The 12,910-nt window shown below is 64.1% G+C and carries 15 protein-coding genes; 14 read left to right on the top strand and 1 reads right to left on the bottom strand.

The features are described 5' to 3' along the window. Position 1 precedes the first annotated feature (1 nt). Positions 2–484 (bottom strand): MarR family winged helix-turn-helix transcriptional regulator, encoded by a 483-nt coding sequence (locus AC1RDS_RS16325; protein WP_348683212.1) that lies wholly within the window; start codon positions 482–484, stop codon positions 2–4. Positions 485–613: 129 nt separating this feature from the next. Here AC1RDS_RS16325 and AC1RDS_RS16320 point away from each other — a divergent pair, with 129 nt between their 5' ends. The 14 genes from AC1RDS_RS16320 to AC1RDS_RS16255 all read left to right on the top strand — a co-directional run. Then, a complete protein-coding gene (locus AC1RDS_RS16320; RefSeq protein WP_348683214.1) occupies positions 614–1,816 on the top strand; it encodes a 3-hydroxybenzoate 6-monooxygenase in 1,203 nt (400 codons plus the stop codon). A gap of 50 nt (positions 1,817–1,866) precedes the next feature. Next, complete coding sequence (locus tag AC1RDS_RS16315) at positions 1,867–3,000, top strand: cupin domain-containing protein (RefSeq protein ID WP_348683216.1); 1,134 nt, start codon at positions 1,867–1,869, stop codon at positions 2,998–3,000. Between the two features lie 83 nt (positions 3,001–3,083). Beyond that, a complete protein-coding gene (locus tag AC1RDS_RS16310) occupies positions 3,084–3,791 on the top strand; it encodes a fumarylacetoacetate hydrolase family protein (protein WP_348683218.1) in 708 nt (235 codons plus the stop codon). Positions 3,792–3,806: 15 nt separating this feature from the next. Then, complete coding sequence (maiA, locus tag AC1RDS_RS16305; RefSeq protein ID WP_348683220.1) at positions 3,807–4,445, top strand: maleylacetoacetate isomerase; 639 nt, start codon at positions 3,807–3,809, stop codon at positions 4,443–4,445. A gap of 157 nt (positions 4,446–4,602) precedes the next feature. Further along, positions 4,603–5,631, top strand: a complete 1,029-nt coding sequence (locus tag AC1RDS_RS16300; protein WP_348683222.1) for a Bug family tripartite tricarboxylate transporter substrate binding protein — start codon at positions 4,603–4,605, stop codon at positions 5,629–5,631. A gap of 264 nt (positions 5,632–5,895) precedes the next feature. Next, positions 5,896–7,419, top strand: a complete 1,524-nt coding sequence (locus tag AC1RDS_RS16295) for a CoA-acylating methylmalonate-semialdehyde dehydrogenase (protein ID WP_348683224.1) — start codon at positions 5,896–5,898, stop codon at positions 7,417–7,419. Next, entirely contained in the window at positions 7,419–7,883 is a 465-nt protein-coding gene (locus AC1RDS_RS16290) for a lysozyme inhibitor LprI family protein (RefSeq protein WP_348683226.1), read from the top strand. Before AC1RDS_RS16295 ends, AC1RDS_RS16290 begins: the two co-directional genes overlap by 1 nt. Next, positions 7,873–9,039 carry an acyl-CoA dehydrogenase family protein gene (locus AC1RDS_RS16285; RefSeq protein WP_348683228.1) on the top strand — a complete coding sequence of 389 codons (1,167 nt, stop codon included), beginning with the start codon at positions 7,873–7,875 and terminating at the stop codon, positions 9,037–9,039. The genes AC1RDS_RS16290 and AC1RDS_RS16285 overlap by 11 nt, the downstream gene beginning before the upstream one ends. Positions 9,040–9,098: 59 nt before the next feature. After that, positions 9,099–9,536, top strand: a complete 438-nt coding sequence (locus AC1RDS_RS16280) for a TfoX/Sxy family protein (protein ID WP_348683230.1) — start codon at positions 9,099–9,101, stop codon at positions 9,534–9,536. A 105-nt stretch (positions 9,537–9,641) separates the two neighbouring features. Next, the gene (gene mmsB / locus AC1RDS_RS16275) at positions 9,642–10,538 is read left to right on the top strand and encodes a 3-hydroxyisobutyrate dehydrogenase (protein WP_348683232.1); all 897 of its coding nucleotides are present in this window, start codon (positions 9,642–9,644) and stop codon (positions 10,536–10,538) included. 483 nt (positions 10,539–11,021) lie between these two features. Beyond that, the gene (locus tag AC1RDS_RS16270; RefSeq protein ID WP_348683234.1) at positions 11,022–11,489 is read left to right on the top strand and encodes a hypothetical protein; all 468 of its coding nucleotides are present in this window, start codon (positions 11,022–11,024) and stop codon (positions 11,487–11,489) included. A 339-nt stretch (positions 11,490–11,828) separates the two neighbouring features. Continuing rightward, positions 11,829–12,275 (top strand): IS200/IS605 family transposase, encoded by a 447-nt coding sequence (tnpA, locus tag AC1RDS_RS16265; RefSeq protein ID WP_348683236.1) that lies wholly within the window; start codon positions 11,829–11,831, stop codon positions 12,273–12,275. Between the two features lie 114 nt (positions 12,276–12,389). Further along, positions 12,390–12,641: a hypothetical protein gene (locus AC1RDS_RS16260; RefSeq protein WP_287878980.1), complete on the top strand. Its 252-nt coding sequence runs from the start codon at positions 12,390–12,392 to the stop codon at positions 12,639–12,641. 111 nt (positions 12,642–12,752) lie between these two features. After that, on the top strand, positions 12,753–12,910 hold a 158-nt coding region (locus AC1RDS_RS16255), incomplete at its 3' end, for a helix-turn-helix domain-containing protein (RefSeq protein ID WP_492227190.1).

The raw sequence follows: 12,910 nt of genomic DNA, 5'->3' as shown, positions 1-12,910 counted from the left end.
GTCACCGGGCACGCCGTGGGGTGCGCTCGTCCAAGGGTTCGCTGGGCGCACGGCTGAGCGCGTTGTTGCCCCGCACCAGCGTGCGCAGCATGTCCATGAACACCGCACGCTGCTCCGGCGCCAGGGGTTCGAGCATGCGCTCTTGTGCGCGCAGCATGCCGGGCTCCACCTCCTCCAGCAAACGCTGGCCGTCGGGCGTGATGGTCAGCAGGCGTACGCGCCGGTCCTCGGGGTGGGCGTTGCGCTGCATCAGGCCCCGCGACTCCAGGCGGTCGATCACGCTGCCAATGGTGGAGGTGTCAAAGCCGATGGTGCGCGCCAGCGTGCGCTGGTCAATGCCCGGCTCACGCCCCACGGCATACAGCGCGGCGAATTGCACGGGTGTGATTCCACTGGCCTGCGTCTCCTCCAGAAATACCGCCACGGCGATCTGCTGCAGACGGCGGATATGGAAACCGGGAAGGTTGTCGATCTCTACGGACATGAAAAATTAAGGGTTTCCACTAATCTTGATTCACATCATTTTAGGACCTACACTAATCATCAGTGTACTTTTCATATGCACACTGTTTATTGATCCACATCAGCATCACAACCGACGGAGACAGCGGCAATGACAGTTTTGAACATTCCCACGGCACCAGTCCTGGTCGCCGGCGGCGGCATCGGTGGCGTGGCGGCAGCACTGGCTCTGGCGCGCCAGGGGTACGCGGTCAAGGTGCTGGAGCAGGCCCCCCAGCTCGGCGAGATCGGCGCAGGCATCCAGTTGGGCCCCAACGCCTTTGCGGCGTTTGATGCCCTGGGCATTGGCGAGCTGGCGCGGGCCCGCGCGGTCTACACCGATGAAATGGTCATGCACGACGCGCTGGACGAGCGCCTGGTGGGCCGCATCCCCACCGGCGACGCCTTTCGCCAGCGCTTTGGCAATCCGTATGCGGTGATCCACCGCGCGGACATCCACACCTCGCTGCTGGAAGGCGCCAAAGCGCATGGCAACATCGAGACGCTGACCGGCACCCGCATCGAGCGCGTGGAGCAAACCGGAGATACCGTCACGGTGTATGACCAGCATGGCGTGGCGCACCGGGGCCAGGCCCTGATCGGTGCGGACGGTGTCAAATCCGCCGTGCGGCAGCAATATGTGGGCGACGCCGCCCGCGTGTCGGGCCATGTGGTGTACCGCGCCGTGGTCGAGAAGAACGACTTCCCCGAAGACCTGCGCTGGAACGCCGCCAGCATCTGGGTCGGCCCCAACTACCACCTGGTGCACTACCCGCTGCGCGGCGGCGAGCAGTACAACGTGGTCGTGACCTTCCACAGCCGCGAGCACGAGGAATGGGGCGTGCGCGAGGGCAGCCGCGAGGAGGTGCAGAGCTACTACCGCGATTGCTGCCCGCGCGCCCACCAGCTGATCGACATGCCCAAGAGCTGGAAACGCTGGGCCACCGCCGACCGCGAGCCCATCGGCCAGTGGACCTTTGGCCGCGCCACCTTGCTGGGCGATGCCGCCCACCCCACGCTGCAGTACCTGGCACAGGGCGCCTGCATGGCGCTGGAAGACGCGGTGACGCTGGGCGAAGCCCTGAAGCGCTGCGACCAGGATTTCCCCAAGGCGCTGTCGCTGTATGAGCGCTCCCGCATCGCGCGCACGGCACGTGTGGTGCTCTCGGCCCGCGAAATGGGCCGCATCTTCCACGCCAAGGGCGTGGAGCGCCTGGTACGCAACGACCTCTGGAAGAACCGCAGCCCCGAGCGCTTTTATGACGCCATGGAATGGCTGTATGGCTGGAAGGTGGACAACTGTCTGGCCGACTGAGCCTGCCATCGGCCCGTTCGTTCCACCTTCATTGACCGAAAGATTCCCCCATGAGCCTGATCGATACCGTACCTTCGCCCGTTCGCCTGCCCGCCGTGGCGGCCCATGGCCAGCCCGAGCCCACACCCGCGCTGGAGCAGCTGTACCGCGGATTTGAACGGGAGATGCTCGTGCCGCTGTGGACGCAGATCGGCGACCTGATGCCCCCCCATCCGCAGAGCAAGGCCAGTGCCCACCTGTGGCACTGGGACCGGCTGGTAGCGCTGGCCGATGAGGCCGGCCGCATCGTGCCGGTGGGTCGGGGCGGCGAGCGCCGGGCCATCGCCCTGGCCAACCCGTCCCTCGGCGGTAGGCCCTTTGCCACGCCCACCCTGTGGGCCGCCATCCAGTACCTGATGCCCGGCGAGGACGCACCCGAGCACCGCCATACCCAACACGCCTTCCGTTTCATCGTGGAGGGCGAAGGCGTCTGGACCGTGGTCAATGGCGATTCGGTGCGCATGTCACGCGGCGACTTCCTGCCCCAGGGCGGCTGGAACTGGCACGCCCACCACAACGCGGCCGACAAGCCCATGGCCTGGATCGACGGGCTGGACATTCCGTTCGCCTACTACACCGAGTCCCAGTTCTTCGAGGTGGGCCGCGATGCCATCAGCCCGGCCGAACGCATTTCGCCCGAGTTTTCGCGTTCCGAACGCCTGTGGGCGCATCCGGGCCTGCGCCCGGTCTCGCAACTGCAGGACCAGGCCGTCACGCCGATGCTGGCCTACCGCTGGGTGGACACCGACAAGGCGCTCAACGAACAACTGGCCCTGGAAGCCGAAGACCACGCCGCCACGCTGAGCCCCGGCCACGCCGCCGTGCGCTACACCAACCCCACCAATGGCCGCGACGTGCTGCCCACCATCCGCTGCGAGATGCACCGCCTGCGCAGCGGCGCCACCACCCGCACGCGCCGCGAGGTGGGCTCCTCGGTGTTCCAGGTGTTTGACGGCCAAGGCAGCGTGAAGGTGGGCGACCACCAATGGCCGGTGCGCCGTGGCGACATGTTCGTGGTGCCGTCCTGGCAACCGTTCACCGCCCAGTGCGATGCCGGCCAGCCCTCGCTGGACCTGTTCCGCTTCAGCGACACGCCCATTTTTGAAGCCGTGCATGCCTGGCGCGAACAGGTGGAACCCGCCTGATAACCCCCAAGCCCTTTTCTTCGCAGCACCCGCCTGCCCGCGCGGACAGGCCCTGCGCCCTTTATCCCTGACTGGAAGCCCCGATGACCGCTACCCCCTATCTCTGGCCCCCCTCCCCCGTTCAATCCCTGCCCGTGCGTGGCAGCGCGCAGCGCCTGCCCATCCACCGCCTGTTTTTCGTGGGCCGCAACTACCACGCGCATGCCGTCGAAATGGGCCGCCCCGTGGACAAAAGCGTCGAGCGCCCCTTCTACTTCACCAAGGCCCCCCAGACGCTCACCGAATCGGGCGCCACGGTTGCCTACCCACCGGAAACCCAAAACTACCACTTCGAGATGGAACTGGTCGTGGCGATTGGCAAGGCCGGGTTCCGCATCCCGGCCGAGCAGGCGCATGAATACATCTACGGTTACGCCTGTGGCCTCGACATGACCCGCCGCGACCTGCAACTGGTGGCGCGCGACAAGGGCCGCCCCTGGGACCTGGGCAAGGACGTGGAGCAATCCTCCGTTGCGAGCGAGGTCGTGCCCATGCCCGGCAAGGTGATCGATTCCGGCGTGATCGAGCTTTCGGTCAACGGCGCGGTCAAGCAGCAGTCCAACGTGGACAAGCTGATCTGGAACATCCGCGAGATCATTGCCGACCTCTCGCTGTTCTACCACCTGCAGCCCGGCGACCTGATCTACACCGGCACGCCCGAAGGCGTGGGTGCGGTGGTGCCGGGCGACCGGATCACCGGCCGCGTGGAAGGTGTGGGCGAGATCGCGCTGACCGTGGGCCAGCCCGAGTAAGCCGAGGACCGCCCCATGAAGCTCTACAGTTTTTTTCGCAGCGGCACCTCGCACCGCCTGCGCATCGCGCTCAACCTCAAGGGCCTCACACCCGACTACGTGCCGGTGGACCTGCGCGTGGACGAGCAGGCCCAGGCGCCGTTCAAGGCCATCAACCCGCAGGGCCTGGTGCCCGCGCTGGAGATCGACAGCGGCGAGGTGCTGATCCAGTCGCCTGCCATCATCGAATGGCTGGAGGAGCGCTATCCCACCCCCGCGCTGCTGCCCGCTGATCCACTGGCCCGCGCCCATGTGCGTGCACTGGCCGCCATCGTGGGCTGCGACGTGCACCCCATCAACAACCGCCGCATCCTGCAAACCCTGCGCAAGCAGTTCGGCGCGGATGAGGCCGCCATCAACGCCTGGTGCGCCACCTGGATCACCGCTGGCTTCGACGCCATCGAAGCCCTGCTGGCCAAGGACAACGCGCGCGGCAGCTACTGCTTTGGCGGTGCTCCCACCCTGGCCGATGTGTACCTGATCCCGCAGGTCGAAAGCGCCCGCCGCTTTGGCCTGGACATGACCGCCTGGCCGCTCATCAGCGCGGTGGATGCCGCCTGCGCCGAGCTACCGGCCTTTGCCCGAGCAGCTCCTGCGGCCCAACCGGATGCCTGAGCCCGCAGGGCTTTGAAGATTGTTGGAAAGACAACGCCGGCCCCACGCGCCAGCGGCCGGTGCGCGGTCGCGCGCGTGCCTCCCCTTACCGCTCCGCCCTGCAACAAAGCCGGGGCCCGCAGTGCCAGTACTCATAACCGTTCCCAGGAGACAAACCATGCCAGCCTTCCATTCCGCCCCGGCCCCGCTGCGCGGCCTGCGCCGCCGCGCACTCACCACTGCAGCGTTATTGCTGGGCGGCGCCAGCGCCACCGGCCTGGCCTGGGCCCAGGGCGGCACGCCCACCTTTCCCAGCAAGCCGGTCACCGTGGTCACTGCCTTTGCCGTGGGCAGCGGCCCCGATGCGGTGCTGCGCCTGGTGGCCAACAAGCTGTCGGTGGCCTGGAAGCAGAGCGTGACCGTGGACAACCGCCCCGGCGGCGGCGGCTTCATCGCCATCGAAGCCGCGCGCCGTGGCGCCCCCGACGGCCACACCCTGCTGCAACTGGACAGCGAGCACCTGTCCGCCCTGCCCCACCTGTACAAGCAACGCAACTTCCAGACGCTGCAGGTCTTCGACCCGGTCGCGCCGCTGTTTCGCACGCCGTTTCTGGTCGCCGTGCCCACGCAGTCGCCTTGGAAGAATGTGGGCGACCTGATTGCGGCGGCCAAGAAGGGCACCGGCGCAGTGAGCTACGGCTCGTGGGGCGTAGGCAGCCCGGGCCATCTGGGCGGCGAGTGGCTGGACCTGGTGGCAGGCACACAGATGACCCATGTGCCGTTCCGCGAGGTCAGCCAGCTGTTCACCTCGGTCGCCAATGGCGACCCGGCCTGGAGCCTGGCCAGCATTCCGTCCAGCCAGGGCATCTACAAGGCGGGCAAGATCCGCTACCTGGCCGTGGCTGGCCCCCGCCGCATTGCCCAGTTGCCCGACGTGCCCACCCTGGCCGAGGCCGGAGGCCCCGCGCAGTTGGATGTGAACTCGTTCGTGTCCCTGCTGGCCGTCAAGGGCGTGCCTGCCCCCGTGCGCGCCCAGATCCATGCCGATGTCCTGAAAGTGCTGCAAGAGCCCGAGGTGCGCGAGAAATTCAACACCTTTGCGTTCGAGCCCCTGTCGTGGTCGGTAGAGGAAATCCAGCGCCAGGCCGGGGTCAAGTCCGAGCAGTACAAGCTGCTGATCCAGAAGGCCAACATCAGCCTGGACTGACGGCCCCGGCCCCGAGCCCCGGCCGCGCCGGGTTACCCGCTTGAGGCCCTTCACGCCCGCCTTCGCCCTTGCACCGGTCACACGGGCGAGGCCGCAGGCGGGCGCTTCGCCATGGGGGGCTGCGCATGCATGGCGTCGATGTGCAAATATGCAAAAACAAAGTGCAATTTTCTCTATTGCGCTAGCAATTTCGCACAACTAACATGGCGTGGTTTTGGGCGCTTTGCCCGCACCCCTGCCCGCTTTTTTCCAGGAGACAACCCCATGAACGCACCCACCAACGTGGCCGCACTGGCCCCCACCGTCAAGCTGCTGATCGGCGGCCAGTTTGTCGAATCCAAGACCACCGAGTGGCGCGACGTGGTGAACCCCGCCACGCAAGAAGTGCTGGCCCGCGTGCCTTTCGCCACCGATGAAGAAATCGAAGCCGCCGTGGCCGCCGCCAAGGAAGCCTTCAAGACCTGGAAGAAAACCGCCATTGGCGCGCGCGCCCGCATCTTCCTCAAGTACCAGCAGCTCATCCGTGAAAACATGGGCGAGCTGGCAGCCCTGCTGACGGCCGAACAGGGCAAGACCCTGCCCGACGCCGAAGGCGATGTGTTCCGTGGCCTGGAGGTGGTGGAGCATGCCGCCAGCATCGGCAACCTGCAGCTCGGCGAGCTGGCCAACAACGTGGCCGGCGGCGTGGACACCTACACCCTGCTGCAGCCGCTGGGCGTGTGCGCCGGCATCACCCCGTTCAACTTCCCGGCCATGATTCCGCTGTGGATGTTCCCCATGGCCATTGCCACGGGCAACACCTTCGTGCTCAAGCCCTCCGAGCAAGACCCCATGGTCACCATGCGCCTGGTGGAGCTGGCGCTGGAGGCCGGCATTCCGCCCGGCGTGCTGAACGTGATCCACGGGGGCGAGCGCGCGGTCAACGCCATCTGCGACCACAAGGACATCAAGGCCGTGTCGTTCGTGGGCTCCACCAAGGTGGGCACCCATGTGTACAACCGCGCCACCCTGGCCGGCAAGCGCGCGCAATGCATGATGGGCGCCAAGAACCACGCCATCATCCTGCCCGACGCGAACAAGGAGCAAACGCTCAACGCCATCGCCGGTGCCTCGTTTGGCGCCGCTGGCCAGCGCTGCATGGCCCTGCCCGTGGTGGTGCTGGTGGGCGAGGCGCAAAAGTGGATTCCCGAGCTGGTGGCCAAGGCCAAGACGCTCAAGGTCAATGGCGGCACCGAAAAGGGCACCGATGTGGGCCCGCTGGTCTCCTGCGCAGCCCTGGCCCGCGTGGAAGGCCTGATCGAGCGCGGCATTGCCGACGGCGCCACGCTGGAACTCGACGGCCGCAAGCCCGTGGTGCCAGGCTATGAAAAGGGCAACTTCGTGGGCCCGACGATCTTCTCGAACGTCAAGCCCGGCATGGCCATCTACGACCAGGAAATCTTTGGCCCCGTGCTGGCCCTGGTCCCCGCCGCCGACATCGACGAAGCCATCGAGTTCATCAACGCCAACCCCAACGGCAACGGCACGGCCATCTTCACGCAAAGCGGCGCCGCGGCCCGCAAGTTCCAGGAAGAAATCGACGTGGGCCAGGTCGGCATCAACGTGCCAATTCCTGTGCCGGTGCCACTGTTCTCGTTCACGGGTTCGCGCGCCTCCAAGCTGGGCGACCTGGGCCCCTATGGCAAGCAGGTCATCATGTTCTACACGCAGACCAAGACCGTGACGGCCCGCTGGTTCGATGACAGCACCACGTCGCACGGTGTGAACACCACCATCAGCCTGAAGTAATGGCGGGCTGCCAGCCTGTTGTCGCGTTCTGCACCACCGCCCTGCTGGCGCTGCAGGCAGGCGGTGCATGGGCACAGGCGGGCGCCACCTGCCGCCCCGGCGGCAGCGTGGCCGAGGTCAATGCCTGCGCGGTGCAGGACTTCCAGACCGCAGACACCACCATCGCCGTGCTGTATGCCGACGTGATGCGCGCCCTGGCCGCCCACGAACGCCCGCAGCTGCGCCCGCAGCTGCGCCAGGAGCACAGCGCCTGGCTGCGCGAGCGCACCACCCGCTGCAAACAGGCCACGCGCGCCACCGAGCAGCAGCCCGACGGCCCCCGACTTTTCCATGAGTGCCTGACGCGCGAGACGCAGCAGCGCCGCCGGGGCCTCATGCGCTGGCTGAGCGCCGACACGCCCGCAAAGCCCTTACCGATCCCCATTCAGTCGCAAGACCCTGCGAGACTTCCCCATGGACTTTGAACTCACCGAAGAACAGCGCGCCTTTGCCCAGACCGCCCGCGAATTTGCTGAAGGCCAATTGGCGCCCCATGCGGCGCAGTGGGACGCCGAAGGCATCTTCCCGCGCGAGGCGATTGCCAAGGCCGGCGAACTGGGCTTTTGCGGCCTGTATGCGCCCGAGAACGCTGGCGGCCTGGCCCTGCCCCGCCTCGATGCCACGCTGGTGTTCGAGGAAATGGCTGCCATCGACCCCAGCACCACCGCCTTCATCACCATCCACAACATGGCCACCTGGATGCTGGGCACCTGGGCCACGCCCGCCGTGCGCGAGCACTGGGGGCCGCTGCTCACCACCGGCGAAAAGCTGGCCAGCTACTGCCTGACCGAGCCCGGCGCAGGCTCTGACGCCGCCTCGCTCAAGACGCGCGCTGAGTTGGTCGGCCATGAATACGTCATCAACGGCAGCAAGGCCTTCATCAGCGGCGCGGGCGCCACCGACGTGCTGGTGCTGATGGCCCGCACCGGAGACGCGGCCTCGGGCGCGGGCGGCATCAGTGCCTTTGTGGTGCCCGCCGATGCCCCCGGCATCACCTACGGCAAGAAGGAACACAAGATGGGCTGGAACAGCCAGCCCACGCGCACCATCAGCTTCGACAACGTGCGCATCCCTGCCGACCACCTGCTCGGCCGCGAGGGCGAAGGCTTCAAGATCGCCATGAAAGGCCTGGACGGCGGCCGCATCAACATCGCCACCTGCTCGGTGGGCGCGGCCCAGGGCGCACTGAACGCCGCCCAGCAATACCTGCACGACCGCAAGCAGTTCGGCAAACCCATCGCCAGCTTCCAGGCCCTGCAGTTCAAGCTGGCCGACATGGCCACCGAACTCGTCGCCGCGCGCCAGATGGTGCGCCTGGCTGCAGCCAAGCTCGACGCAGGAGCCCGCGACGCCTCCACCTACTGCGCCATGGCCAAGCGCTTTGCCACCGACGCGGGCTTCAACGTGGTCAACGAAGCCCTGCAACTGCATGGCGGCTACGGCTACATCCGCGAATACCCGCTGGAGCGCCTGCTGCGCGACGCGCGCGTGCATCAGATCCTGGAAGGCACGAACGAAATCATGCGCGTGATCATTGCCAGGCGCATGCTGGACGGCGACGCCACGGAGGTGATTCGCTAGGTTTTTTATAGCTTCCAGCGCTTTATACACAAGCGCTAGCAGCCCATTTGACCCAAACCATGCCGGCCCGCCCCCTCCGCGACGAAACCCTGCACCTGATCGACGCCGTGCGCACCGCGCTGGCGCAGCGCAGCGATGTGGACGAGCGCCGGCTGTTTGGCAGCCATGCCTTCTTTGTGGACGGCAAGCTGTGCATAGCCGTCAAGGGCGAAGAACTGCTGGTGCGCCTGCCGCCGGGGCGGCACGCGGAGTTTCAGGAAATGCAGAACACACGCGAGCTATCGCCCGAGGGCAAGATGCAGGGCTACTTCTGGGTGGAGCCCAACGGCTACGCCACGCGTGCGCAGTGGAATTTCTGGCTGCACGAAGCCCTGGCCTACAACCCGCAGGCCAAGGCCACGCCACCGCGCAAGCGGGCAGCAGCCAACCCCCCGCCCGCAGCGCCATCCATCTCCAAGAGCAAGCGGCACAGCATTTTTGACGACGACACACCCTGATTTCAAGCCTTTTTGGCCGATAGCGCTTATGCAACAAGCGCCAGAAGCTATCCAATTGATACCAATATCCATCCCTCACCCACATCACCACCAGGAGACAACCGCATGAAAATCGCATTCATTGGCCTAGGCAACATGGGCGGCCCCATGGCCCTGAACCTGCACAAGGCCGGCCACACCGTCCAGGCGTTCGACCTTTCCAAGCCCGCCTGCGACAAACTGGCCGCCGACGGCGTGGCCATTGCCGCCAGCGCCACCGCCGCCGCGCAGGGGGCCGAGGCCATCATCACCATGCTGCCCGCCAGCCAGCATGTGGAAGCGCTGTTCCTGGGCAGCAACGGCCAGCCCGGCCTGCTGGCCCACATCGCCAAGGGGGCGCTGGTGATCGACAGCTCAACCATCGCCGCCGCCACCAGCCAGAAAGTGGCCAAGGCCGCTGAGGCTGAAGGCATCGACTTCATCGACGCCCCCGTCTCGGGCGGCACCGGCGGCGCCATCGCCGGCACGCTCACCTTCATGGTCGGCGGCACGGCAGCCGCCCTGGAGCGCGCCCGCCCCCTGCTCGAAAAAATGGGCGCCAACATCTTCCACGCCGGCGCCGTGGGCGCAGGCCAGACCGCCAAGATCTGCAACAACATGCTGCTGGGCATCCTCATGGTCGGCACCAGCGAGGCCATTGCCCTGGGCGTGGCCAACGGCCTGGACCCCAAGGTGCTGTCAGAAATCATGCGCCGCAGTTCGGGCGGCAACTGGGCACTGGAAAAGTACAACCCCTACCCCGGCGTGCACGAAAACGCCCCCGCCAGCAAGGGCTACACCGGCGGCTTCGGCACGGATTTGATGCTCAAGGATTTGGGCCTGTCCCAGGAAAACGCCACCGCCGTGAAAGCCAGCACCCCGCTGGGCGGCATGGCCCGCGCGATTTACGCCGCGCACAGCATTGCAGGGCATGGCGGGGAGGACTTTTCGAGCGTGATCAAGATGTTGCAGAAAAACGGGTAAAACGGATTTACCCGTAAACCTTCTGCCAAAAGGGCGTTGTAGCTTGAAGTTACAGCGCCCTTTTTCCATTATGTTAATGGCAAGACCTCTCAGCACTCTTGAGAAAACCCAATTGCAGTCAGACAACTCTTAATTTCTCTGCGATTGCTTCCGACCCACAGCGGCCTTCCGGATAAAAACCTCAAAGCCGTTATTCAGCGAACTGGCAGCAACGCCTTCCCCGCGTGCCACCAGGGGCACCAGAGACACCCTCATGCCCGATTCGTAGGTATGCCCCACCAGCGCTGCCTTCCCGGCAAGGGGCCACCGCCTGCGGCACCGGAGATTCAATGGAACATCTCGGTATCCTAGTACCAGTCGGATCGAGTTGGAAACAGTTCCATAGCGATTGATCGCAATCAAATGATCGCCGACTAGCTGCGAGCAAGCTATAACGTAATCGCAGCAAAATATCTTCAGCAGGACTTCACAACAGAAGGTCATATGCTCAAACGATATCCACCCTACTTGCCCCTGTTGTTTCCACTGTTCCTCTCCGCATGTGCCACCGATCAGGCGTCGTCGATACACTCAGCAGTCGATCGCGCCCCTTCATTTTGGTGCGCCCCCAAAATGGCGGCAGGCAAGGGTAGGATTTGGATTTATCGAACGGCACCGAAACGAATGGGATTGCCCCCCGACATCGTCGTAGACAACAGGCTTTACGAGGCACTTCGCCCCGACACTGCCTACACGATTGACGTCGCCCCCGGAAAGCACGAAGTCAAGCTCGCCTATGACAAGGACAAGCTCGACATAGAGGTGGTTGAGGGCAGCGATACCTTTATCCGCTTTGACCTTGACCCCGCACCATTCGGGCGGGGCTTCTTTCCAATTCTTGTCGTTCGTGAAATCGCAAAAATTGAAATACACGAGCACACCGGGACTGACTTCACCTGCACCAAAGACTAGCCGAGCCAATGGAGCGACTGCATGCTGGAAAAGAAATTGGATTCCGCAAGCCCAACTAGCGAATTGGACCCAATTATGGGAAAAAATACCAAATCCAGCCAGCCACGGCGCTGCCTAAGCCTTCGTTCAAGCAGATCTGTCGAACACCCGCTTCATTTTCCCGGTGGCCGCCTCGCGCGATAGTCCGTAAATTTTCATCGCCAGCCATTTCAAAGTAGCATTTTTTTGGAAATAAATCATGAAAAAATTCTTATTTTTGATTTTCCATCACAAGGTTCAAACCACCGGCTTTGAGCCGGTGAGCTTTAGCTGCAAGATATGAGCAGATGGAGCGAAGGTATGGACTACAGATACGGCAGCCACACGGTCTACCAGATCGAGTACCACTTTGTATGGGTGACGAAGTATCGATACAAGGTGCTGACGGGAGAGGTGGCGCTCAGGGTAAGAGAGCTGGTCAGGCAGACGTGCGAGGCATTCGAGATAAGGATAGTCAAAGGGGTGGTGAGCGGGGATCACATTCACATACTGGTGAGTGCGCCGCCGGAGCTGGCACCCAGTGAGATCATGAGGCGGCTCAAGGGGCGCTCGGCGAGTAAGCTGTTTGAGGAGTACCCGCACCTGAAGAAGAGGTTCTGGGGGCGTCACCTGTGGGCCCGTGGGTATTTCTGCGCGACGGTGGGGCAGATGACGGAAGAGATGATCAAGCAGTATCTGGAGCGCCACTTTGAGCCGAACCCCAATGACAACTTTAGGGCAGAGCCGCCTGGTCTTGACGCGTCGTGAAGTCGACGCGTGGGCGATGCACTTTCAGTGCCTGGATCTCAACCCACCGGCTTTAGCCGGTGGTTGTTGAGTATCTCCTCAGCACTATTAATTTCTGGCTGCATCTCAACCGCGATGAAATCCTACTCTTCTGATACGCCACCCGGTTCACTAAAGTTTATCCAGGTCATGGATATCGCAAGCAGGGAAGACTTGCTGCAAGGCAAGATATTTTACGAAGAATTAATAAATACAGGGATACCCGACAGCAATATTCGCGACGGAAGCATGGTTGTTGGTCGCATATATTGCTGCGGAGGTACGGCAGAGCTTCCAAACCGTCAATATGCCTATGTACCATTCTCCAATGGACATACAGCCGCTTGACATTGTCGAGATACGAGTCGGCATATCACCTTCAAACAAGGATCGCGGGACAGTCAATCGGGGCGGATTCAAAAGTGAAGTGCAACACCTGCCAACCTGTAAGGTCAGCAGATGCACTCCTTCCCTTCGCAGTACCGCCAGCTCCAGCCTGAAGACCGCACCACCATCGCCAGCCTGAAGCAGCAGAACCACGGCGTACGTGCGATTGCACGGCAATTGCAACGCTCGCCCGCCACCATCAGCCGGGAACTGAAGCGCAACGCCTATTC

This window comes from Acidovorax sp. GW823-FHT02H02 (assembly GCF_058797075.1).
This window is presented reverse-complemented; position numbering and strand designations above follow the sequence as displayed.

What these genes read in the sequence shown, in the direction of transcription:
- AC1RDS_RS16290 (WP_348683226.1), top strand. Translation starts at nt 7,419, where the DNA reads ATGGCGGGCTGCCAGCCTGTTGTCGCGTTCTGCACCACCGCCCTGCTG.
- AC1RDS_RS16270 (WP_348683234.1), top strand. Translation starts at nt 11,022, where the DNA reads ATGCTCAAACGATATCCACCCTACTTGCCCCTGTTGTTTCCACTGTTC.
- maiA (WP_348683220.1), top strand. Translation starts at nt 3,807, where the DNA reads ATGAAGCTCTACAGTTTTTTTCGCAGCGGCACCTCGCACCGCCTGCGC.
- tnpA (WP_348683236.1), top strand. Translation starts at nt 11,829, where the DNA reads ATGGACTACAGATACGGCAGCCACACGGTCTACCAGATCGAGTACCAC.
- AC1RDS_RS16320 (WP_348683214.1), top strand. Translation starts at nt 614, where the DNA reads ATGACAGTTTTGAACATTCCCACGGCACCAGTCCTGGTCGCCGGCGGC.
- AC1RDS_RS16315 (WP_348683216.1), top strand. Translation starts at nt 1,867, where the DNA reads ATGAGCCTGATCGATACCGTACCTTCGCCCGTTCGCCTGCCCGCCGTG.
- AC1RDS_RS16325 (WP_348683212.1), bottom strand. Translation starts at nt 484, where the DNA reads ATGTCCGTAGAGATCGACAACCTTCCCGGTTTCCATATCCGCCGTCTG.
- AC1RDS_RS16310 (WP_348683218.1), top strand. Translation starts at nt 3,084, where the DNA reads ATGACCGCTACCCCCTATCTCTGGCCCCCCTCCCCCGTTCAATCCCTG.
- AC1RDS_RS16285 (WP_348683228.1), top strand. Translation starts at nt 7,873, where the DNA reads ATGGACTTTGAACTCACCGAAGAACAGCGCGCCTTTGCCCAGACCGCC.
- AC1RDS_RS16295 (WP_348683224.1), top strand. Translation starts at nt 5,896, where the DNA reads ATGAACGCACCCACCAACGTGGCCGCACTGGCCCCCACCGTCAAGCTG.
- mmsB (WP_348683232.1), top strand. Translation starts at nt 9,642, where the DNA reads ATGAAAATCGCATTCATTGGCCTAGGCAACATGGGCGGCCCCATGGCC.
- AC1RDS_RS16300 (WP_348683222.1), top strand. Translation starts at nt 4,603, where the DNA reads ATGCCAGCCTTCCATTCCGCCCCGGCCCCGCTGCGCGGCCTGCGCCGC.
- AC1RDS_RS16260 (WP_287878980.1), top strand. Translation starts at nt 12,390, where the DNA reads ATGAAATCCTACTCTTCTGATACGCCACCCGGTTCACTAAAGTTTATC.
- AC1RDS_RS16280 (WP_348683230.1), top strand. Translation starts at nt 9,099, where the DNA reads ATGCCGGCCCGCCCCCTCCGCGACGAAACCCTGCACCTGATCGACGCC.